The sequence below is a fragment of the Brevundimonas sp. EU05-FHT14B07 genome (assembly GCF_058790795.1).
The window spans coordinates 311,000-331,625 of the sequence record NZ_JBYTCZ010000001.1 but is presented as its reverse complement, the minus strand read 5'-3'; the positions used below and the strand labels follow the sequence as shown (position 1 = coordinate 331,625).

The following is a 20,626-nucleotide window of genomic DNA, read 5'->3' as shown; positions in this document are numbered from 1 at the left end:
GATTAGCCGCCTAATTAGTTGAAAAACCGTTTCACGTTTGAGTTGCAATCGAGACGCAATAATCGCGGCCTTATCCCCCGCGTTGCAGCAGCGCTTCATCGGTCGTTAACCACGTTGCCGCATCTGTTGAGACCTCTTCCTGGGGTCTGATTTTTTGCGCAATCTCGTCGCCGCCGTCGAAGCGATCGATCCGCTGGTCGTGACCGGCAAGGTCGCGGGCGTGTCGGGCCTGCTGATCGAGTCGCGCGGCGGCCTGTCGCGCCTCGCCGTCGGCGCCCGGGCCGAGATCGGGCGGCGCGGCCACGATCCCCTGCCCGCCGAGGTCGTCGGCTTCCGCGATTCCAAGGCCCTGCTGATGCCCTTCGGTCCGGTCGAGGGCGTGGCCCCCGGCGCCGACATCCGCATCATTGATCAGGCCGCCAGCGTGCGCCCGACCACCGCCTGGCTGGGCCGCATCATCGACGCCTTCGGCCAGCCGATCGACGGCAAGGGGCCGCTGCCCCAAGGCCCCGCCCCCTACCCCCTGCGCGCCCCGCCCCCGCCCGCCCATTCGCGCGGCAGGGTCGGCGAACGCCTCGATCTGGGCGTGCGGGCGATGGACGTCTTCACCACCACCTGCCGGGGCCAGCGCCTGGGCATCTTCGCCGGTTCGGGCGTGGGCAAGTCGGTGCTGCTGTCCATGCTGGCCAAGGAGGCGACCTGCGACGCCGTCGTCGTCGGCCTGATCGGCGAACGGGGCCGCGAGGTGCGCGAGTTCGTGGAAGAAACGCTGGGCGAAGAGGGGCTGAAACGCGCCGTCGTCGTGGTCGCCACCTCGGACGAGCCGGCCCTGAAACGCCGTCAGTCGGCCTATATGACCATGGCCATCGCCGAATATCTGCGCGACCAGGACCTGGAGGTGCTGTGCCTGATGGACAGCGTCACCCGCTTTGCGATGGCCCAGCGCGAGATCGGGCTGGCCGCCGGCGAGCCCCCGACCACCAAGGGCTACACCCCCACCGTCTTCACCGAACTGCCCAAGCTGCTTGAGCGCGCCGGTCCCGGCCCGATCCGGCCCGACGGCACGACGGCGGCGCCCATCACCGCCCTGTTCACCGTCCTGGTGGACGGCGGCGACCATGACGAGCCGATCGCCGACGCCGTGCGCGGTATTCTGGACGGCCACATCGTCATGGATCGCAAGATCGCCGAGCGCGGGCGCTTCCCCGCCATCGACGTGCTGAAGTCCGTCAGCCGCACCCTGCCCGGCTGTCAGACCCCGCCCGAGCGCGAGCTGAACAAGCGCGCGCGCCAGTGTCTGAGCGCCTATGCCAATATGGAAGAGCTGATCAAGATCGGCGCCTACCGCACCGGCGCCGACCCCATCGTGGACCGGGCCATCGCGCTGAACCCCGCGCTGGAAGATTTTCTGGGTCAGGACAAGGACGATGCGACGCGTCTTTCCGATTCCTTTACCCGGCTGGAAGCAATCCTGAACCAAGGCATGATCAGGGAGTGATGATTTAGATGACCGCTTGGGCCCAATCCCTGATCCGCATCTCCAACTATGAGGTCGAGACGCTGCAGAAGCGTCTGGCCGAAATCGCCGAACGCCGCGCCGGCGCCGAACTCCGCATCGCCGTGCTGGACGCCGAGGCCGAGGGCGAACGCAACCGCGCCCGCATGGACGCCGAGGCCGGCATGATGCTAGGCGCCTATCTGAACGGCTGGAAATCCAGGAAGGCCGCCGCCGAAGGCGACCTGTCGGTGCTGGACGCCGAGGAAGCCGGCGCCCGCGACGCCCTGACCGGCGCCTTCGAAGAGCTGAAGAAGTTCGAACACGTCGCCGAGACGACCCGCCTGAACCAGCTGATCGCCCTGGCCAAGCGCGAAACCGCCGCCTTCGACGAGCTGGGCCTGCGGAAGCGTGCGGTCTGACGACCCGCAGCCTTCTACGTCTGCCTTCGCTGGAGGGAGACGCATGACGCCGACCCGCCGCGCTATCCTCGCCGCCCCGCTCGCGCTCGCCGCCTGCGACCGCTTCGCCTCGGCGGAGCCGTCGCCGCCCAACGTTCCTCCGCTGAAATCCATCACCCCGGCGCCCTTCGGCACGGCGATCAAGGCCAGCCAGATCGACGACCCGGACTGGATCGCGCTGGCCCGCGCCAACGTCTCCCAACTCACGCCCGAGTGGGAGATGAAGATGGAGTACATCCTGGCCGACGGCCTGGACCGCCCCAACTTCGACCGGTCGGACCGCATCGCCGCCTTCACCCGGGCTGAGGGCATGGCGATGCATGGCCACACCCTGATCTGGTATGCGCAGGGCAAGGAGGCCTTCGCCGGCCTGTCGGGCGCCGCCTTCGACCGCGCCTTCGACGGCTATATCGCCACGGTCGCCGGCCGCTATCGCGGCAAGGTCCGCAGCTGGGACGTGGTCAATGAGCCGATCCTGGACGACGGGTCGGGAATGCGAGACTGTCACTGGTCGGCGCGATACGGCCACGACGGCTATATCCTGCGCGCGTTCGAAAAGGCCCGGATCGCGGATCCTGACGCCGTCCTGTTTCTCAACGAATACAATCAGGAGAGCGTGCCGGCCAAGGGCGCGCAGTTCCTGAAACTGGTCGAGCGGCTGCTGAAGGCGGGCTGTCCGCTGCAGGGCCTGGGCCTGCAATCCCACCTGTGGATCGACATCCCTGAGGGCGTCATCGCCGCCTATATGCGCGAGATCAGCCAGTTCGGCCTGCCGATCCATGTGTCGGAGCTGGACTGCACCTTACGCACCGAAAACCGTCTGGACCTCCGCAGCCAGGCCGACCGGATCGCGGCCCAGGGCGCGCGCGTCACCGAACTGGCCTCGGCCTTTGCGGCCCTGCCCAAGGCCCAGCAGTTCGCCTTCACCGTCTGGGGCCTGCGCGACACCGACAGCTGGTATCGCCAGGGCGATAAGGACGATGGCCGAGACAAGCCCCTGCCCTTCGACAGCTTCGGCCGTCCCAATCCGATGGCGGCCGCCATCGCAGCAGGCTTCAAGACCCCCGCCTGACGACAGGCCTCTGAATACGGAAACGCCCGGCCGTCATGCGACAGCCGGGCGTTCCTGTGCGAACCGGAGGGGGCGGCCGGTTTACTTCTTCTTGGCGGTCGCGGCGGCCGGCGCCTGGACCGAGGTCTGGGCCTGGGCTTGATGACCCCGGCGATGCGCATGCGGGGCGCGGGCCGACGGCGCAGGGGTCGTCGCAGAAGCGGTCGCGGCCGGACGGGCGGTCATGGCGGTCGAGGGCGCCGGGGTCGTGCCGGCGAAGGCGGCGCCGCTGGTCAGGGCGACGAAGGCGACGGCGGAAACGGCGGCGGCGGTGCGGAAGGATTTCATGTCGATGTCTTTCGTTTGAAGGTCGAAGTCTCAGGCGTGTCGGGGGTCCTGCCGGCCGGGGACGCCGGCAGGGCCAGCAAGGCGTCGGGCCTTACTTCTTCTTGGCGGGCGTCACGGCGCGGTGGGTGCGGGCGTGGCTGACCCGATGATGCGCACGGGCGGAGGCGGCGGGGCGGGCGTGAGCGCCCGACGACGGGGCCGAAGGGGTGCCGGCGAAGGCTGCGCCGCTGGTCAGGATCACCAGTGCGGCGGCGCCGAAAGCGGCGGTGGAACGGAAGGACTTCATGGCGGGTCTTTCTGTGGGTTTGGCGTCCGGCCTCGTGTCGGACAGCTGCTGTTTCGGACCCGCGTCCGGCCGGTTCGGGGCTGGTCGGTGTCGCCGCGTATCGTCGGCGAAGAGAATTGTGTCCGACTGTATCCGCCGCGCTTTGGCCATGAGACAGGACGACAGATCGCGCTTCTTCCCGCTCGCCGAACGCCAATGTCCCAGACCTCCGCCGCCCCCGTCCTTCTGGTCGTCGACGACGATCGCGAGATCCGAAACCTGTTGTCCGACCATCTGGAGCAGCACGGATTTCGCACGGTGAAGGCCGCCGACGGCCGGGCCATGAAGGCGGCGCTGGAGGCCGGGCCGGTCGATCTGGTGGTGCTGGACCTGAACCTGCCGGACGAGGACGGCCTGTCGCTGTGTCGCGGCATCCGGGCGGCGTCGAAAACGCCGGTCATCATCCTGACGGCGCGCGGCGATCCCATCGACCGGATCGTGGGGCTGGAGATGGGCGCCGACGACTATATGGCCAAACCCTTCGAGCCCCGCGAGCTGGTGGCCCGCATCCGCACCGTTCTGCGTCGCACCGGCGGCGAGGCGACGACGAACGAAGGGCGACACGCCGACTTCTCCGGCTGGTCGCTGGACATCGCCGCGCGGGCGCTGACGGCGCCGGACGGACGGCTGGCCCCGCTGTCGGGCGCCGATTTCGACCTGCTGCACGCCCTGGTCAGGAACGGCGGCAAGCCCCTGTCGCGCGAGCGAATCCGCGCCCTGTCCACCGTCGCCGACGCCGACGACCGCGCCATCGACCTGAGGGTCAGCCGCCTGCGCCAGAAGCTGGGCGACGACGCCAAGGCCCCGGCTCTGATCCGCACGGTGCGCAGCCTGGGCTATATGCTGGCGGGGCCTGTGACATGGCGCGCCTGACCCCACGCCACGGCCGGGCCGAGGCCGAGACCACGCGGCTGTTCCTGCTGCTGTTGGTCGGAGCCCTGCTGGCGGCGGGCGTGACCTTCGCCGCCTTGGGCCTGAATCATCGTCATCGCCTGTCGCAGGCCCATGACTTCACCACCGCCGAACGGATCGTGGATCTGGCGGGCTCCAGCGACGATCCCGCCGCCGGCCTGACAGACGGCCTGCCGGATGCGGCCGGTCAGAGGCTGGGCGCGCCCGATCCGTCCCTGACCCATGCGGTCGCCGAGGCCCTGAAGCGGCGGGGCGTCGACGGGGTCTCGGTCAAGGCGTTCGAGGCCTCGGCCGGGGCGTGCGGCGCGGCGACCGATCGCCTGCGGTGCCGCATCCTGGTGCTGCGGCCGGTCAACGGCGCGCCGGTCCCGGTGGCGATCAGCCTGCCGCCCGCTCCGCGCCCATGGATGCTCAGCCGCGAGGCCGCCGCCCTGCTCTTCGCCGGGCTCGCCGCCGTCCTGCTGACCGGCTGGATGGCGTCGCGTCTGGCGGCCGGGCCGCTGAACCGTCTGTCCCAGGGCGCCGTCGCCCTCAGCCACGATCTGGACCGCCCGCCTCTGGTCGAGGAGGGCGCGCGCGAGGTGCGCGAGGCCGCCGCCGCCCTGAACGCCATGCAGACCCGGCTTAAGGCCCTGATCGAGGATCGCACGCGCGTGCTGGCCGCCGTCGCCCACGACCTGCAGACGCCCCTGACCCGGATGCGGCTGCGCGTCGAAAAGATCGAGGACGAGACGCTGCGCGCCCAGTTCATCAGCGACCTGGCCGGCATGCAGCATCTGGTCCGCGAAGGGTTGGACCTGGCCCGGATCGAAACCACGGTCGAGGCCGTGACCCCCGTCGATCTGGACGCGCTACTGTCCGCCATCTGCGAGGACGCGGCCGAGGCGGGCCAGCCGGTTGTCTTCACCCAAGGCTGCAACGCCGTCGTGCCGACCCGGCCCCAGGCCCTGCGCCGCTGCCTGACCAATCTGGTCGACAACGCCGTCCGCCACGGCGGCGATGCGGCCGTCTGCGCCGTGCGCGACGACCATACGGTACGCCTGATCGTGCGCGACCACGGTCCCGGCGTGGCGCCCAACCAGTTGGAGAAACTGTTCGAGCCCTTCTACCGCCTCGATCCGTCCCGCTCGCGCGACAGCGGCGGCTCCGGCCTGGGCCTGACCATCGCGCGCCGCATGGCCGAACGCGCCGGCGCCCATCTGGCGCTCGCCAACGCCGACGGCGGCGGGCTGGAGGCGACCCTGACCTTCCGACAGCCCTGACGAAAAGGACGGACGCCTGCATCCGAACGCCGCGCTCGCCGCCTCTCTCTGAAAGCGTTAGCGTGACGCGTTCAGGAGACCGCCCCTTGCCTCATTCGTTGCTCGCCCGCCGTCGTCCGGCCATCCTGCTGCTGGCCGCCAGCGCCCTGGCCCTCACGCTCAGCCCGCTGGCCAGCCGCCCGGCCGCCGCCCAGGACGTGGCCCGCATGGACCAGGTGATCCGCGCCTCCAGCGACGCCGACGCCTTCTCCGGCGCCGTCCTGGTCGCCCGCGACGGCCGCATCCTTCTGGATCAGGGCTACGGCCTGGCCAACCGCGAGTGGAACATCCCCAACGACGGTGATGTGAAGTTCCGCCTCGGCTCGCTGTCGAAACAGTTCACCGCCGTCGCGGTCATGCTGCTGAACCAGCAGGGCAAGCTGGATCTGGATGCGCCGATCAAGACCTGGCTGCCCGACGCCCCGGCCGCCTGGGACGCGATCACCCCGCGCCATCTGCTCAGCCACACGGCGGGCGTGCCCAACTTCACCGCCTTTTCCGACTTCGAGGCCCAGAAGACCCGGCCCGCGACGCTGCCGCAGCTGATCGCCCGCTTCCGCGACCGGCCGCTGGATTTCTCGCCGGGCTCCCGGTTCGCCTATTCCAACTCGGGCTATGTGCTGCTCAGCGCCATCATCGAGGCGGCCAGCGGCCAGACCTACGCCGACTTCGTCGCCGCCAATCTGTTCCAGCCGCTGGGCATGAGCGACAGCGGCTATGACCGCCACGACGTGATCCTGCCCCGCCGGGCCTCGGGCTATGCGCCGGGCGCCGACGGCGTCGTCAACGCCGACTATGTGGACATGACCATCCCGACCGGGGCCGGCGCCCTGTATTCGACCACCCACGACCTGCTGAAGTGGGAACAGGGCCTGTTCGGCGGGCGGCTGCTGAACGCCCAGTCGATGACCGCCCTGACCACGCCGGTGCGCAACGGCTACGCCATGGGGCTGATGGTGTCCGAAGCCGACGACAAGCGTCTGGTCTGGCACAACGGCGCCATCGAGGGCTTCAACACCTATATGGCCTATGATCCGGGCGATCGGACCGCCGTCATCGTCCTCGGCAATCTGAACGGCGAGGCGCCCGACAAGCTGGGCGCGGCGCTCGTCACGCTGGCGCGCGGCGGGACCGTCACCCTGCCAAGCGAACGCCGCGCCGTCGCCCTCTCGCCCGAGGTGCTGAAGGCTTACGAGGGCGTCTATAACCTGGCCCCGACCTTCGCCCTGACGATCTCCGTCGTGGACGGAAAGCTGATGGCCCAGGCCACCGGCCAGCCCGCCTTCGCACTGACGGCGGAAGCTGAGGACGCCTTCTACCTCACCGCCGTCGATGCCCAGATCACCTTCACCCGCAACGCCGCCGGCGCCGTCGAGGGCCTGGTCCTGCACCAGGGCGGCCGCGACATGCCGGCGAAGCGTCAGTAAGCTCTCAACGCAAAACGCCCGCCGTCACCGGCGGGCGTTTCGAAATCGCGGATCGAAGGTCGATCAGGCGGCGACGGTGACGACGCCCTCGGCCGGGTCGCGCAGGACATAGCCGCGGCCCCAGACGGTTTCGATATAGTGTTTGCCGTCGGCGGCGGTGGCCAGCTTCTTGCGCAGCTTGCAGATGAAGACGTCGATGATCTTCAGCTCGGGCTCGTCCATGCCGCCGTACAGATGGTTCAGGAACATTTCCTTGGTCAGGGTCGTGCCCTTGCGGAGCGAGAGCAGCTCCAGCATCTGGTATTCCTTGCCCGTCAGGTGGACACGGTGACCGTTCACCTCGACCGTCTTGGCGTCCAGGTTCACGGCGATCTCGCCGGTGTGGATGATCGCCTGGGCGTGACCCTTGGAGCGGCGGACCACGGCGTGGGTGCGCGCGATCAGTTCGTCCTTGTGGAAGGGCTTGGTCATGTAGTCGTCGGCGCCGCCGCCGAAGGTCTTGACCTTGGTTTCGATCTCGTGGCTGCCCGACAGGATCATGACCGGGGTGTTGACCTTGCCGACGCGCAGCTGGCGCAGCACTTCCAGGCCGCTCATGTCCGGCAGGTTGAGGTCAAGAAGAATGAGGTCGTAGTCATAGATCTTGCCCAGATCGATGCCTTCCTCGCCCAGGTCCGTCGTATAGACGTTGAAGCCTTCCGACTTCAGCATCAGTTCGATGCTTTGGGCGGTTGCGTGATCGTCTTCAATCAACAGGACGCGCATACGTGCCCCTCCAGGCAAAAGCTTTGCGGTAACCACCCTGACACACGGCCGGGTAACCTTGTTCGCAAGTTAAGACGTGAAAACCTTAAGAAGGGTTAACGCCATCCAATTGAGGCGAATCTAGGCTGATTTGCGAATCGGCGTCGAGGGGCTGGAGTCAACGATTCGAGATTTATTAACCATGTTGAACCTGCGCCCCCGTGTTTTGGGCGACATATCGCCCGTTCCCCGCCTCCCTCACGCACGACGTCCCACCTGCAACCCCAAGGCGGTTAAGCTGCCACGACCGATTTTGGCGCACAGTAGGACTATATTCCTATCGCGACGTCGCGGCCGCCTATGATGCCGGCGTCGAGAGTTCGTGAGAGGGAGACGTTTCGTGCTGGAGGACTACAGGGTGCCGGTCACCGAGGAGGACCAGGTCAAGGCCGGGCTGGCCATTCATCTGATCGCGGCGCGCACCGGCGCCCATCCGTCGCAGATGACCGGCCGGGGCCGGATGAACCCGCGCGCGGCCCGCCCGCGCTGGCTGGCCATGTATCTGTCTCACGTCGCCTATGGCTGGACGTTGGAGCGGGTCGGCCACGTTTTCGGCGTCAATCGCGCCAGCGTCGGCGCCGCCTGCCGCTGGGTCGAGGACGAGCGCGAACGGCGCAGCATCGACGACCTGATGAACGACCTCGAAGGGTGCATCCAGGGCCTGTATCAGTCGCCCCGCCTGGAGCTGCCGCAATGAGCCGGCTTCTGGAACGCGCACGCGATCTTATGGCCAAGCCCGGCGCCTGGCTGTCGGCCGAAGGCGGCGCCTATGCCCTGCGCCTATCGCCCGATCGCCGCAGCCGCATCAGCCTGACGCTGACCGAGACCGAGTTTCGCGCCCTGATCGACCAGCCCGGCCTGCGCGTGCGACCCGGCGGCGGCTGGTCGGGACGCGCCCAGCCGGACCCGACGCCGTCCCCTGCTCCCGGCCGTCCCGGCTTCGTGGCGGGCGAGCGCGACCTGATGCAGCCGGACGGCCGCATGGTCCGCGCGCGGGCCAATCTGGGCGAAAGCCCCATCGCCTGGCTGGCGCGGCGCAAGGATGCGTCCGGCCGCCCCTGGCTGACCCCGGCTGAAGCCGCCGCCGGCGAACGGCTGCGACGCGAGGCGGAACAGGCGACGAAGGGCGCCTCGGTCACCATGCGCTGGGACGCCCTGCCGACCTCCGGCTCGGGAACCGCCGCGCGGATGGAGCCGACCGACCGCGCCCTGTCCGCCGCCCGCCGCATCGAACAGGCCCTGACCGCCGTCGGCCCGCGCCTTCGCCCCATCCTGACCCGCATCTGCATCCACGGCGACAGCCTGCAACTGGCGGAAACCGGCCTGGGCCTACGCCGTCGCCAGGGCAAGACCGTGCTGAAACAGGCGCTGCAAGCGCTGGCGGATCATTATGGGATCGGATGAAGTGCACAGATTGCACTCAATTTCTGATGGGCGGTCCGGACGCGGCGAACGTCGGCTTTGGGTGGGAAGCGGACGTTCACCGACCAACGGAGTGGCTGGTGCTTGCGACGTGCAGCAGCGAGAGCATCATCACGACCCCGAAGGATGCGCACGCCAGAAGTTGGAGGACGGGCACCTCGCGCACCAGCAGCGTCACCACAACGACCTCGATGAGAAGAACCATCCGGATTGTTAGTAAAAGCGGCGATCCCGTACGGCGCCCAAAGATACCCCATTGAGGGTCCAAAACGGAGGTGAGGCGAAACTGAAACCCGTAGCCGCCCATCATCTCTTGGTTCGCAACCTTAATACCCCTGTGGCACCTCGGATCAAAAAGCATCCGCAGAAAGAGAAGAATGGCGACCCCAGCCGCCAAGAGCGCAAGGGGACTGGCAAGCGTTGCCCGTGCCGGTTCGTATGCGGCGCTGATGACCACAACCGCACCGCCGACCGCCGCGAGTAGTAAGGAGGGCCAATAGATCCAGCGCGAGGACATGCATTGAACTGAGCATTGACCGGCGGCATCCGCAATGGGTCGATCTAGGTCGTGCTCTTCACCGAGACAAGCGGACGCTGGCCTAACGACCGCAAAGCGAGCGCAGTGATGATCGGTAAGGGTAGAACGCTGGCATTGTCCCAGGTAGCATAGGTCATGAGTGATGAGTCACCATCCAGCGAAGCCAGGCTTCGCGATCTTACGAAAGCGATAGAAGGGTTAGAGCGAAAGACGGCGCCGATCCCGCCTCCTAGAAAACGACAAAGGGCGTCAGAGCCTGAACTTGGAACAAAGACCAAGTTTGCAGTCAAAGTGCTGGTTTGGTTCTTCCGGGTTTATTGGGTGGTTTGGTTAACTATCTCCTTGACGGTAGACCCGCCTTTGCAGCTGCAGGGTTGGCTCTACGTCCCGTTCTCGGCGCTTATTTGCTGGCTACTTTTTCAGTTCCACAAGGCGATAACCGTCGCCGTCGCCCAAAGAATTTCCAAGTCTCGCCGCAGCTAACAATGTCCGCAATGGATCGGCAGCGGATGGTCGGGCGGTTGGATAGCGGACGAAATCAGTCGGCATCAAAGTAGACGGTTTCGCCGACGCGAGCGTCTTCCATTGCGCGTTGAACCTGTCGGACGACGTATGATCTCCAATCCGGGGAGTTGAGGCCTGCCGGAAGAAGCGAGAACTCCATGGAAGGTCTTGTCGATTGCTCTGCGATGAACAAACATTCGTAGCCATTGCGAAACGCCGGATCGGCGACCCTTCGCTTTCCGATCTCATCGACGATTTCAGCGGCAGGGATCGCGTCAGGATAGTGCTCTTTGGTCATCGAGCCATCATTCCCAGACCCGCAGGTTTGCCACAAGCGGAGCAAGCCGAGGTTCGCTAAGGGTCGATTCTTACCGCAGGCTCGGCGCTGAGGGAGGACACTGGCCTGCAGGCTGGCGGCAGCTTGTCGATGAGTGGTCGAAGCCTCAACCGTCAAACCGGACACCTTCGCTGTTCGCAATGCGGCCACGATAGAGTCTCAAAGATCGAGAAAACGAACACAGGCGGAAACGATGATGAGAGTTCTGGCGCTCGCTGCTGCATGCCTCGCCGCAAGCTGCGCGCCGGGAGAGGCCAGTCCCCCGCCGCCAGTCGATGCCGCCGATTATCTTGTGCAGATGGTATGCGTGGACGCCAACGGTCGTCCGTTGCCGGCAGATCCCGTGGCCTGCCCCGGATCGCGAAGGAAGCTGCAGGTTGGCGAGCCGCTTCCCTATCATAAGGTCGATTTCACCGAAGGGCAGATCAGCGACTCCTATCCAATCGCTGACGTGAATGGGATTTCGCGGGGGGTGCAGACCTATTTCTATGTCTCTGACCTGTCGACCAATCCGCTGTTCCCGAACATGGTGCACTTCAACCCTGAGAACGGCGGCTACAACATCCTCGGGGCTGATCGAGAGAACGTGTATTTTCGCGGCACCTTCGACCAGGGCGGCGGATGGCAACCCTGGTGGACCGGCGACTGCCGCGCCGCCGGCTGGCTACTTTTTCCAAGCGGGCAGCAAGCATTCACGCCGGGCGCAAAGCCCTCGCCAACCCAAAATGCCGCGACGTGTCGCGGACAGATAAACGCCGTCGCTTCGACGGTTGAGTGGTCCCATGATCCGCAGCATCGATATGAGAGCGGCAAGGTACTCGACACGCTGCGGGTCGCCCACTTCGCGCCCGGTCATGCATCGGCGGAGTTCAACTATTTCACCCGCGAATACGGTGTCACGCGATGGGAAGCCTGGCGTCAGGGCACAGGCGAGACATCCGAAGTCGTTCGGCTTCAATGCCCCACAGGTCCTCATGATCTCACACTGCATGGCAAGCCATTCTACATGGCGGATTGCCACGACTGGTCGGTGATCATGCCGCTGGCGACGCCGTGGGATCCTGACGGTCGGTCGCCAGTCGATGCTCGGGCGCCGACGTGGCCTGTCGATCCGCTCTACACAGGGGCCAACCGGCTTCGGAATGGCTACCTGCCGTCGCTGCCGGATGGCGAATGCAGCGCCTCGCCCTGGACCATGTCGCGGGACCTGCGCCTGACTTGGCTGGACGTGCCCCCCTGGTCGGGCAACGGCAACTGCACGGCTGTCATCTCCGCTCCATCGGAATCGGGATTGGCCGCCCTGAGCCAAGATTTTACTGCGCGCGCAGGTGACACGCGTTTGTCGTTCGGTTCACTACTTTGGGCGCCGGGCGGGACCGGTCAGGCGGCCATCGCGCTTGCTGAACTCGATGCCGACGGCCGCGAGATTGCCTCCTCGGTGATCAGGGTCAATCTCACGGCCCGTCCTCAAATGTTCACCGGGCAGCTACGGCTCTCGGGTGGGGCGACCTCGTTGCGTTACAAGATCGTTCCGCTGACGCCGCAGACTGGCGTGGCTGTCACCGGCTCGTTCGTGAGCGTCTGAGCCGTGAGGCCGTGGGACCCGCGCGCGACATCGCCCCACGCTCTCTAGTGCAGGCACCGGCAAGGTCCAGCGGATCGCATCAAACAGGGTCGATGGATAGGTGTCGAGGCCAGCCCAATACTCCGACGCGACTGGGCTAAAGAATGCGCTCACGGTGCGTAAGCAGCTTCAACAAGCTGTCAGCGCTAATCAGAAACGTGACCAAGAAACTCATGGGGTGACAATGAGGTTATCCGGCCGGCGGTGTCACCATAATATTTGGAAAGCTTGGAGAAGCCCGCCCTTTCAAAAGGGCGGGCCGAAACCAAAAACCATACAAGTACAGGCTCGTCACAGCGACCAGTAGTCATACCTCAGGTGGGACGTGTCTTCGAAGACCGAAAACGCGAGATCACTTGCGTCCACAAGTCCGGTCAGACGCGCGCTGTTGGAAGGCGTCCATGTGTCCAGTAGAAGGCGCACGCCTTCGGTTGGGGTGGCGGCTTCAAATGGCGTTGGCAGCATTGTGATATCATGGTCCGGAATTACGAAACCATCGTCAGACGCGTGCCTGATCAGGTCAGTCGGCAAAGTCTGAGGACCGTCCCAGCTCTTGATGCTGTAGGTGTCTTCGAAGTCAGCCGCCCCGCTGGTCTGAACGCGCGAAATATCCCCCGCGACCACCTTCGCGCCGCTCTGCAAAGTGGCCAAGACGACCGCCTGACCGGCGCCCGTGCCGTCGGCGTCGTAAAGCAAGCGGTTCGTGCTGGAATCCCAGATCACTTGCGCCTGGGCAGCCGTCGCTGTCGTACCGGCGACAAACCAGGCGTCGCCGGTCAGGTGAAGCCCGTGCAGCTCAAACTGATCGTTTCCGGACTCAAAATCGGTGATGAAATCACCGCCCTCCGGCGCCCCGAAATAGATAAAGGAGTCGCGTCCTAGCCCGCCGGTCAGAATGTCGACGCCCTGCCCGCCGGCGATCCGATCATTGCCTGAACCCGTGTCGATGACGTCATCGCCGCCACGACCCTCGACGACATCATCGCCATCACGCGTCAGGACGTAATCGCGATTGTTGGTTCCGAGGATGTAATCGTTGGAGTTGGACGAAACGACACGTTCGATCGACGTGTATTGATCACCGGCCGCTGTCCCTGTGTTTCGGCCAAAGGACAGCAGATCGATCAGGAGCGTGCCGCCGGCGACGCCTTCGTCGTACCAGACTGTATCAATGCCAGCACCGCCATCGATGATGTCGCCGCCGCCACGCCCCAGGAAGACGTCGTCGCCATCGCGGCCCAGGAAATAGTCTGCGCCAGCCGTTCCGCGCACGACATCCGACCCATTGGATCCAACGACGCGTTCGATAGAACTGTAGGTGTCTCCGCTCGCGGCGCCGCCATTGGCCGTCAGTCCGGCAAGATCGACGATGGCCGTGTCGTCAAACCAGATGGTGTCGAGGCCATCACCGCCCTCGATGAAGTCGCCACCGCCGCGCCCCTGGAACACGTCGTCGCCACCACGACCGACAAAATAGTCAGTTCCGGTTGTTCCACGCATGACGTCATCGCTGTTGGAGCCAACGACGCGCTCGATGCTCGCATAGATTTCGCCGGTTGCCGCTCCGCCATTGGTCGATGAGTTCAGCAGATCCACGATGGCGCTGCTCTCATACCAAACGGTGTCGATGCCGGCGCCACCGTCGAGGACGTCTCCCCCTCCGCGTCCGAGAAACACATCGTTGCCGCCACGGCCTACAAAGTAGTCCCTTCCGGATGTGCCGCGAATGATGTCGTCACCATCTGACGCGACGATACGTTCGATTGAGGTGAAACCGTCACCCGCCGCCGCGCCTGAATTGCTCGACGGCGTCTGGAGGTCGACGACCGCCGCCTGATCGTACCAGACCGTGTCTAAGCCTGCGCCACCGTCGAATGTGTCGCCGCCGCCGCGGCCGAGGAAGACATCGTTGCCTTCCCTACCGCTCAGGAAATCGGCGCCCAGGGCGCCGCGGATGATGTCGTCTCCGACCGACCCGATAACGCCTTCGATAGAGTCGTAAGTGTCGCCGGCCGCCTCGCCAGTGTTCTGCGAAACGTCAAGAAGATCAACGATCAGATACCCGCCTGCGACGCCGTTTTGATATTGGGCCAGATCGAAACCGTCTCCACCCCGTAACACGTCCGCTCCGGCGCCGCCGATCAGGATATCGTTTCCAGCGTCTCCGTTCAGGAGGTCAGCCCCATCGCCACCGTCGAGCCGGTCGTTGCCGTCGCCACCGGAGAGAACATCGGCGGCGGTATTGCCGATGAGGGTGTCATTGCCGCCCCCGCCTTCAAAGAATGCACGGCCTGCTTGGCCGTAGGTGTTGCTTGTGGTCAGCACGTTGTCGCGATCATCTCCCCTAACAGTCGCATCGTACCCGGAGGTGACGCTGGCAGTGACGTTTTCGAAGTTGGAGATTGCGAACGTCGAGGTGCCCGATATCGCTGTGCCCGCTGCCAGATCAACCGTGAATGCAATGTTCGTTCTTAGCAGATCTATGCCTGCACCGCCGTCAACGAGACCGGTTCGCGCCACTCCGCCGAATGAGCCAGACAGGAAAAAGCTGTCGTCGCCGTCTTCGCCATAAACGGAAGCGTCGGCATACGTATAAATATTGTCGTTGCCTCCGCCCGCGTAGACTGACACGCCGAAGCCGCCCGCCGACCCGATATCGATCGTGTCCGCGCCGAAGCCGAGCCTAATCACCTCAATGCTTGTGAGGCTGAAGCCCTGATTCCCAGCGCGAAACTGACGATTGTCCGCTGAGAAAATGTTGACCGCGCCCGGGGAGATAGAACGCGCGTCGATTTCGTCGACACCATCGCCGCCATCAATCGTACCCGTAGGCGGCGTGGGGAAGGTGAACGAGACCGACGTGAAGCGGAAGATGTCGTTCCCGCTTCCACCGTAGAGGCGGTCTGCACCAAAGCCGCCGTCAATGACATCATCGCCGTCCAGGCCGTAGATTTCATCGACGTCGGCTGTCCCGATCAGTGTGTCGCTTCCCGTCGTTCCAGTGATGACCGGCATAGTTCCTCAACCCAAAATCTTTCTGGCGCTCGGATTGGCACACGCGCCGGTAGATCGTCCAGCACATTTGGTTATTCGACAGGTCTTCCGACCGTCGAGCGCATGGCGTTCGTCATGTCCATGATGGCCTGGGGACCGGAGCGCTGGCGATACAGGTTGCGCATCGCGAGAAGCTGGCATGTCGACGGCCCATTGTGGAGTCACCGACGGAATGTCGCAGCCATTAATGACGATTGGTGATTGCTCGCTCTACAATCTCGTGACGCATTGTCTATTGGGAGATCAGCTCCCTTGGAGAAATGCGATGACTAAGACGCTTAGGACTGTAGTTGCCTCGCTGGCTCTTGTCGGGTCTTCTCTGGTAGCGCCAACTATGGCGAGCGCCACTGATGAAGGCTGTCTGCTAAGGAGCGGCTGTTTCTTCACCACTACGGACTTTGGCGGCTATTGGACGTGTGACGATCCTCAAGTCTATCAAGACTGTGTAACGCCCGCAGGTTGAGATACCGACGGCCGCCCCGGGGAACCGGGGCGGCCTTTCGAGGGCGAACTGCTTTCAGAAGTCGTTTGGCAGCATGGGGCCGCTGCCAGTGCAGACATAGATCGGCGTCGCATCATAGTAGGGCGACGGCACGTTGGCCCTCAGAACATAGACGTTGCTGCCCCAGCCGCCACATCCACGATCGGAAACTTCGCCAAGGTATTCGGTCTTTGCAGCGTCGGCGTAATAGACGTAGCTGTAGGCCGTCAGGTCGGCCTGAGCTGAGGCCGTAGTCACGCCGGCTGCAGCGACTAACGCGGCGCCGACCAGCAGGGCTTTGACGCGGATTTTCATCGTGTTCACTCCCATGTGCACGCCCTATCGCGTGCTGTTCTAGGAGCGGCCCAGGGCTGATCGAAATCAACTCACAGGCGTGTCATAAACCATGATTGTAAGCGTCACAGGGGAATCTTCGCATTGACATCACAACTCCTAGGTGCCGGTATGAGGTAGCCTCCGCTTTTGGAGAAATGGAGTATGTGATGAAGAACCCGCTACGCCTGTCCTTCATCGCCGCCGGTTCAGTGGCGATCGCCGCCCTGACCGCGACGGCGCCATCCGCGCAAATATCCGGCCCTGGCGATCGGGTCGCCCTGTACGATGTCGTTTACTACAGCGACGCCTCGAAAACCGAGGAAGTCGGCCGCAACCAAGGTGTCTGTTACGGCGGCTGGGGCAGCCCGATCTGGGCGGGAAGCAGCCAGTACACCTACGGCCAGCAGACCGCATTCTACAGCCAGGAGCACGTCGGCTGGTGCACTGCCAACGGCACCGAATATTTCTGAAAGGTGGAGAGCTGACATGATCACGAAGACCATTCGCACAACCATCGCCGCCGCCGCCTTCTGCGCGGCCGCCATCGCCACGACCGGTGCACAGGCCGCGCCCGGCAACTACTGTCCCTACGCTGATGGTGCTGTCTACTGTGGCACGGAGGAATTCATCTACGAGAACGATCCTCAATTCTACAATTGCCTCCAGCGCTGGCAGATCGGCGCAATGGCCTGCCCGCCTGAGGAAGGTTGAGTTTCCAAATACGTCGGCCCGCAAGGATCGAGACTATGCAAACCTTGATCTCCGACCGCGTTACTGCGGCGGATCTTTCGATAGGAACACCATCATGAAGAAGCTGGTCCATCTCGCTCTAGCGGCTGCAATGCTGAGCTCTTCCGCCGTTGGCGCGGCCACACTCGCTCCGACCCAGGCTCAGGCCGCCGAGCGCCCATGGCTGATAATCACCTATTTTCGGAACGGCCAAAACGTCGGCAATACCCAAGTGTTCTGCAATAGCCCGGATGTGAATTTCGGCGACACGACGAACTTCGACAACACCCACTACGACTACTACTTCATGTGCCCCTGACAGGCTGCGGCCATTGTTAGATGGCTAAGCGTTGAGGCCGTCATCCTACGAGGTGGCGGTCTTTCGTCTCTTGCGCCGCCTGCAGGCGCCGCGGCCGCCGCAACACCTGCTGCCAGATGCCGATTTGTCACTCAAGCCCGATCCAGCGAGCATCTAGCGTCAGCATTGGAGACGGGGAGAAGGCGTGGTCGCGACATTAGCGGCAGTTCTCATATCCAGCGAGGCCGCCAAGGGCTGAGCCAGCCTCAAGTGTCGGCCTTGGGAGACTACTTCGGCCTACGGACCGTATCGGCGGAGATCGGCGGTCAGACGGGGACCTTTGTGATTGATACAGGCGGCGGCATATCGATCATGGGGCCATTTGTTGTGGCCGCTGCGGGCTGTAGGCCCTGGGCCAGATCACAGGTTGCCAGTTTCACAGGTGAACAACTGACGATGCCTCGCTGCGATAGCCTGCATTTCACATCTGATAGTGCCGAACTCATCTCGCCCAGGCGGGTGATTTGACTTGTCGACTCAATTTACTACTGAAGCGCCTCGGCTCTCATCGGTAAGCAATCGGCGCGAGCACTAGTTTGTCAGGGCCACTCAGCGGCTCAAGACCGCTTAACGGCAGTGTCGCATGCACACTCACCAGCGGAAGGTGAAACGACCCAGAGCCGCGCCCAGGACCGCGACGAGGCCCATGCCCAAGGTGTACCAGACCGCCACAAAGGCGGCCGTGTGCTCGGGGCAATGCAGGCCATAGACGGTCGCGGCCAGCCCTGCGGCCAGAAGACCGGCGGCGGCGCCGGCGGAAGCGGGCTTCACAGGGGCGAACCGTCTCGCGCCGAAGAATATGAAAGGCGCCGCCAGAGCGCCCAGCGACAGTATGTTCGTCGGACAGACCCTGGCGGAGCGCCCCATGACCATGTCCATCCGCGCGTCAGGCGCAGCGCCCAGCAACTCCACGACAGCCCATCCTGCAGCGACGGCCAAAATGGCGGCTAGCAGGATTGCGGGACGGCGCGGCGAAGCGCCCGGCCGCCCCAGTCGATCCAGAAGCCAGAAGCCCGCGACGCACAGGGCCGCCGTATAGGCCGCCTTGGCCCAGAAGGTCGGTCCGGCGACGGCCGACATCAGATCCGGTCGCAATCCCAGCCACCAAACGACACCAGCAAGCGCGACGCCCGCCGCCGGCAGCATGAACAGCAGCACACGACGGTCGATGTCGCTTCGGAACGTCGGCGGCAAGTCCAGCGCCAGGCTGGTGATCAGGTCGTCAGTCTTCATCGTTGGACCCTGCTGCTCCAGCCGCGAAGCGCGCGGTCAGAGCCTTGAAGCTGCGATGGATGCTGACCTTGGCGGCGGCGACGGAATAGCCGTGACGCTCGGCCGCCTCGGCCACGCTCAGCCCGGTGACTTTCACATCATGGATCAGGGCGCGCTGTCGCGCCGGGAGGATCGACAAGGCGCGGGTCAAATCGCGTCGCATGACCCCGTCCTCGACCGTGTGCTCGGCCAGCAGCACGCTTGCGTCATCCAGCGGCTCGGTGAGGCGTCGGCCTTGGCGGCGCAGGTGGTCGATCAGCTTGTGGCGGGCGATCGTGAAGGCCCAGGCCGTGAACGACTGGTTGCGATCCCATGTGGCGCGCTTGGCGTGAATGGCGATCAAGGTCTCTTGCACGAGGTCCTCCGCGTCGCTTTCTCCGTTGAAAAGACGGCGTTTGAAAAAGGGCCGCAGGTGCGCGGCCAGGTCCGACAGCAGCACGCGCCAAGCCTGCGCGTCACCGTCCAGGCCTTTGAGCATCAAGGCTTTGAGTTGTGATTCCCGGTCAAGCACGTGCGACTGCGACCTACGCTGCGGAGACCGCGACGGTTACATGGCGTCTCGCAAAATGATGCACGAAAAATAGTTGGCTCGAAAATGTAACGCGCGGCGGGTCGTCGGCGAAAGGCGGATTCAGCGGCCACGAACGGCCGTGCCTTTTGAGAAGGACCTCTTGCATGACCCGCACCAAGATCGCCGCCGCCACCCTAGTCGCCTTGACCGCCGGCGCCGGCATGGCGCACGCCCAATCGACCAGGAACCCCGAGGCCAAACCGGCCGCCATGGAAAAATGCTACGGCATCGCTCTGGCCGGCAAGAACGACTGCGCCGCCGGCCCCGGCACGACCTGCGCCGGCACCTCGGTGCGCGACTATCAGGGCAACGCCTGGAAGCACACGCCCGCCGGCACCTGCACCAGCATCCGCACCCCGCGCGGCAACGGCTCGCTGACGCCAGTCTCGCGCTGATCGGAACTGGACTGATGAACCATGGATCGACCGCCACGACGCCTGTCCCCACTGTGGGACTGGGCCTCAAGGCCCGCCATTACGACGAGGCTCTGGCGTCTGCGGCGGCCGGTCTGTGGTTTGAGGTCCATCCTGAGAACTATATGGTCGATGGTGGCCCTCGCTTGAAATGGCTGGAGGCCATCCGTCGAGAAAAGCCTCTGTCGCTGCACGGTGTCGGCTTGTCGCTCGGCGGAGACGAGGCGCCGGACCCGGAGCATCTGGCGCGGCTCAAGACGCTCGCTGACCGGTTCGAGCCGTTTCTGATGTCCGAGCATCTGGCCTGGTCGCGGGGCGGCGGCGTCTATCATCCTGATCTGCTCCCGTTTCCGCGCACCCGACAGATGTTGAAGCGGGTCAGCGACAACGTCGGGCGCGCGCAGGACGCACTGGACCGACGCCTGCTGATCGAGAATCCGTCCCTCTACCTTGACCTGAAAGGCCACGAGATGGGGGAGGTTGACTTCCTGGTCGAACTGGCCGCCGCGACAGGCTGTGGCCTGCTGCTCGATCTGAACAATGTGCACATCAGCGCCAACAATCTGGGCGCAGACCCGTCGGACTATCTGGCGGCCGTTCCGGCCGATCTTATCGGCGAGATCCATCTGGCCGGCTTTGCGCCCGATCCCGCCCACGCAGAGGCGCTGTTGATCGATACCCACGACGCGCCGGTCAGCGACGCCGTCTGGTCCCTCTATGCCGAGACACTCATGCGGATCGGGCCGCGTCCCACGCTGATCGAGCGCGACGACAACATCCCCGACTTCGCCGAGTTGATCGCCGAACGCGATCAAGCCGTCGCTATAATGGAGGCCTGCCATGTCCAGTGCGCCGCCTGACGA

Annotated in this window: 23 protein-coding genes; 14 read left to right on the top strand and 9 right to left on the bottom strand. The window is 64.8% G+C overall.

The genetic code is table 11. The annotated features are described in order from the left end of the window. Nucleotides 1-154 precede the first annotated feature (154 nt). The 3 genes from fliI to AC3WRC_RS01670 are packed head-to-tail and all read left to right on the top strand — an operon-like array spanning nt 155 to nt 3,028. A complete protein-coding gene (fliI, locus tag AC3WRC_RS01680) occupies nt 155-1,498 on the top strand; it encodes a flagellar protein export ATPase FliI (RefSeq protein ID WP_066552424.1) in 1,344 nt (447 codons plus the stop codon). Nucleotides 1,499-1,506: 8 nt separating this feature from the next. Further along, nucleotides 1,507-1,917 carry a flagellar export protein FliJ gene (locus tag AC3WRC_RS01675; RefSeq protein WP_055803572.1) on the top strand — a complete coding sequence of 137 codons (411 nt, stop codon included), beginning with the start codon at nt 1,507-1,509 and terminating at the stop codon, nt 1,915-1,917. Nucleotides 1,918-1,960: 43 nt separating this feature from the next. Beyond that, on the top strand, nt 1,961-3,028 hold the full coding sequence (locus AC3WRC_RS01670) for an endo-1,4-beta-xylanase (RefSeq protein WP_492302645.1): 1,068 nt from the start codon (nt 1,961-1,963) through the stop codon (nt 3,026-3,028). Between the two features lie 81 nt (nt 3,029-3,109). Here AC3WRC_RS01670 and AC3WRC_RS01665 read toward each other — a convergent pair whose 3' ends face one another. Both AC3WRC_RS01665 and AC3WRC_RS01660 read right to left on the bottom strand, forming a co-directional pair. Then, entirely contained in the window at nt 3,110-3,355 is a 246-nt protein-coding gene (locus AC3WRC_RS01665) for a hypothetical protein (RefSeq protein WP_492302643.1), read from the bottom strand. 91 nt (nt 3,356-3,446) lie between these two features. Beyond that, complete coding sequence (locus AC3WRC_RS01660; protein ID WP_017505846.1) at nt 3,447-3,641, bottom strand: hypothetical protein; 195 nt, start codon at nt 3,639-3,641, stop codon at nt 3,447-3,449. Nucleotides 3,642-3,836: 195 nt separating this feature from the next. Here AC3WRC_RS01660 and AC3WRC_RS01655 point away from each other — a divergent pair, with 195 nt between their 5' ends. The 3 genes from AC3WRC_RS01655 (at nt 3,837) to AC3WRC_RS01645 (ending at nt 7,320) form a co-directional block, all read left to right on the top strand. Beyond that, entirely contained in the window at nt 3,837-4,553 is a 717-nt protein-coding gene (locus AC3WRC_RS01655) for a response regulator (protein WP_112861390.1), read from the top strand. Continuing rightward, a complete protein-coding gene (locus tag AC3WRC_RS01650; protein ID WP_492302640.1) occupies nt 4,541-5,854 on the top strand; it encodes a sensor histidine kinase in 1,314 nt (437 codons plus the stop codon). Before AC3WRC_RS01655 ends, AC3WRC_RS01650 begins: the two co-directional genes overlap by 13 nt. An 86-nt stretch (nt 5,855-5,940) precedes the next feature. Further along, nucleotides 5,941-7,320 (top strand): serine hydrolase, encoded by a 1,380-nt coding sequence (locus AC3WRC_RS01645; RefSeq protein ID WP_492302639.1) that lies wholly within the window; start codon nt 5,941-5,943, stop codon nt 7,318-7,320. Nucleotides 7,321-7,383: 63 nt separating this feature from the next. Here AC3WRC_RS01645 and ctrA read toward each other — a convergent pair whose 3' ends face one another. Further along, on the bottom strand, nt 7,384-8,085 hold the full coding sequence (gene ctrA / locus AC3WRC_RS01640; RefSeq protein ID WP_017505852.1) for a response regulator transcription factor CtrA: 702 nt from the start codon (nt 8,083-8,085) through the stop codon (nt 7,384-7,386). Between the two features lie 379 nt (nt 8,086-8,464). Between ctrA and AC3WRC_RS01635 the strand changes: the two genes are divergently transcribed. Beyond that, the gene (locus tag AC3WRC_RS01635) at nt 8,465-8,821 is read left to right on the top strand and encodes a hypothetical protein (RefSeq protein ID WP_017505853.1); all 357 of its coding nucleotides are present in this window, start codon (nt 8,465-8,467) and stop codon (nt 8,819-8,821) included. Then, nucleotides 8,818-9,528, top strand: a complete 711-nt coding sequence (locus tag AC3WRC_RS01630; protein ID WP_492302638.1) for a DUF6456 domain-containing protein — start codon at nt 8,818-8,820, stop codon at nt 9,526-9,528. The genes AC3WRC_RS01635 and AC3WRC_RS01630 overlap by 4 nt, the downstream gene beginning before the upstream one ends. 76 nt (nt 9,529-9,604) lie before the next feature. On the opposite strand, the gene AC3WRC_RS01625 is transcribed toward AC3WRC_RS01630, so the two are convergent. Together AC3WRC_RS01625 and AC3WRC_RS01620 are read right to left on the bottom strand one after the other, a co-directional pair. Then, nucleotides 9,605-10,063: a hypothetical protein gene (locus AC3WRC_RS01625; RefSeq protein ID WP_492302636.1), complete on the bottom strand. Its 459-nt coding sequence runs from the start codon at nt 10,061-10,063 to the stop codon at nt 9,605-9,607. A 559-nt stretch (nt 10,064-10,622) separates the two neighbouring features. Next, nucleotides 10,623-10,886: a hypothetical protein gene (locus AC3WRC_RS01620; protein ID WP_492302635.1), complete on the bottom strand. Its 264-nt coding sequence runs from the start codon at nt 10,884-10,886 to the stop codon at nt 10,623-10,625. A gap of 232 nt (nt 10,887-11,118) precedes the next feature. Here AC3WRC_RS01620 and AC3WRC_RS01615 point away from each other — a divergent pair, with 232 nt between their 5' ends. Next, on the top strand, nt 11,119-12,510 hold the full coding sequence (locus tag AC3WRC_RS01615; protein ID WP_492302633.1) for a hypothetical protein: 1,392 nt from the start codon (nt 11,119-11,121) through the stop codon (nt 12,508-12,510). A gap of 330 nt (nt 12,511-12,840) precedes the next feature. Here AC3WRC_RS01615 and AC3WRC_RS01610 read toward each other — a convergent pair whose 3' ends face one another. Both AC3WRC_RS01610 and AC3WRC_RS01605 read right to left on the bottom strand, forming a co-directional pair. Further along, nucleotides 12,841-15,564: a hypothetical protein gene (locus tag AC3WRC_RS01610; protein WP_492302632.1), complete on the bottom strand. Its 2,724-nt coding sequence runs from the start codon at nt 15,562-15,564 to the stop codon at nt 12,841-12,843. Between the two features lie 556 nt (nt 15,565-16,120). Beyond that, nucleotides 16,121-16,399, bottom strand: a complete 279-nt coding sequence (locus tag AC3WRC_RS01605; RefSeq protein WP_492302630.1) for a hypothetical protein — start codon at nt 16,397-16,399, stop codon at nt 16,121-16,123. Nucleotides 16,400-16,587: 188 nt separating this feature from the next. Between AC3WRC_RS01605 and AC3WRC_RS01600 the strand changes: the two genes are divergently transcribed. From AC3WRC_RS01600 to AC3WRC_RS01590, 3 genes are all read left to right on the top strand, one after another. After that, nucleotides 16,588-16,890 (top strand): hypothetical protein, encoded by a 303-nt coding sequence (locus AC3WRC_RS01600; RefSeq protein ID WP_492302628.1) that lies wholly within the window; start codon nt 16,588-16,590, stop codon nt 16,888-16,890. A gap of 16 nt (nt 16,891-16,906) precedes the next feature. Continuing rightward, nucleotides 16,907-17,131 (top strand): hypothetical protein, encoded by a 225-nt coding sequence (locus AC3WRC_RS01595; protein WP_492302627.1) that lies wholly within the window; start codon nt 16,907-16,909, stop codon nt 17,129-17,131. A gap of 94 nt (nt 17,132-17,225) precedes the next feature. Next, nucleotides 17,226-17,468 carry an acid shock protein gene (locus tag AC3WRC_RS01590; RefSeq protein ID WP_055752995.1) on the top strand — a complete coding sequence of 81 codons (243 nt, stop codon included), beginning with the start codon at nt 17,226-17,228 and terminating at the stop codon, nt 17,466-17,468. A gap of 630 nt (nt 17,469-18,098) precedes the next feature. Here the strand turns inward: AC3WRC_RS01590 and AC3WRC_RS01585 are convergent. Together AC3WRC_RS01585 and AC3WRC_RS01580 are read right to left on the bottom strand one after the other, a co-directional pair. Next, the gene (locus AC3WRC_RS01585; protein WP_492302626.1) at nt 18,099-18,740 is read right to left on the bottom strand and encodes an NrsF family protein; all 642 of its coding nucleotides are present in this window, start codon (nt 18,738-18,740) and stop codon (nt 18,099-18,101) included. Further along, nucleotides 18,730-19,257 (bottom strand): sigma-70 family RNA polymerase sigma factor, encoded by a 528-nt coding sequence (locus AC3WRC_RS01580; protein ID WP_373427513.1) that lies wholly within the window; start codon nt 19,255-19,257, stop codon nt 18,730-18,732. The genes AC3WRC_RS01585 and AC3WRC_RS01580 overlap by 11 nt, the downstream gene beginning before the upstream one ends. Nucleotides 19,258-19,454: 197 nt before the next feature. Here AC3WRC_RS01580 and AC3WRC_RS01575 point away from each other — a divergent pair, with 197 nt between their 5' ends. Then, a complete protein-coding gene (locus tag AC3WRC_RS01575) occupies nt 19,455-19,745 on the top strand; it encodes a BufA1 family periplasmic bufferin-type metallophore (protein WP_055805874.1) in 291 nt (96 codons plus the stop codon). A 14-nt stretch (nt 19,746-19,759) separates the two neighbouring features. Then, nucleotides 19,760-20,623: an MNIO family bufferin maturase gene (gene bufB, locus AC3WRC_RS01570; protein ID WP_492302625.1), complete on the top strand. Its 864-nt coding sequence runs from the start codon at nt 19,760-19,762 to the stop codon at nt 20,621-20,623. The last annotated feature ends 3 nt before the right edge of the window (nt 20,624-20,626 follow it).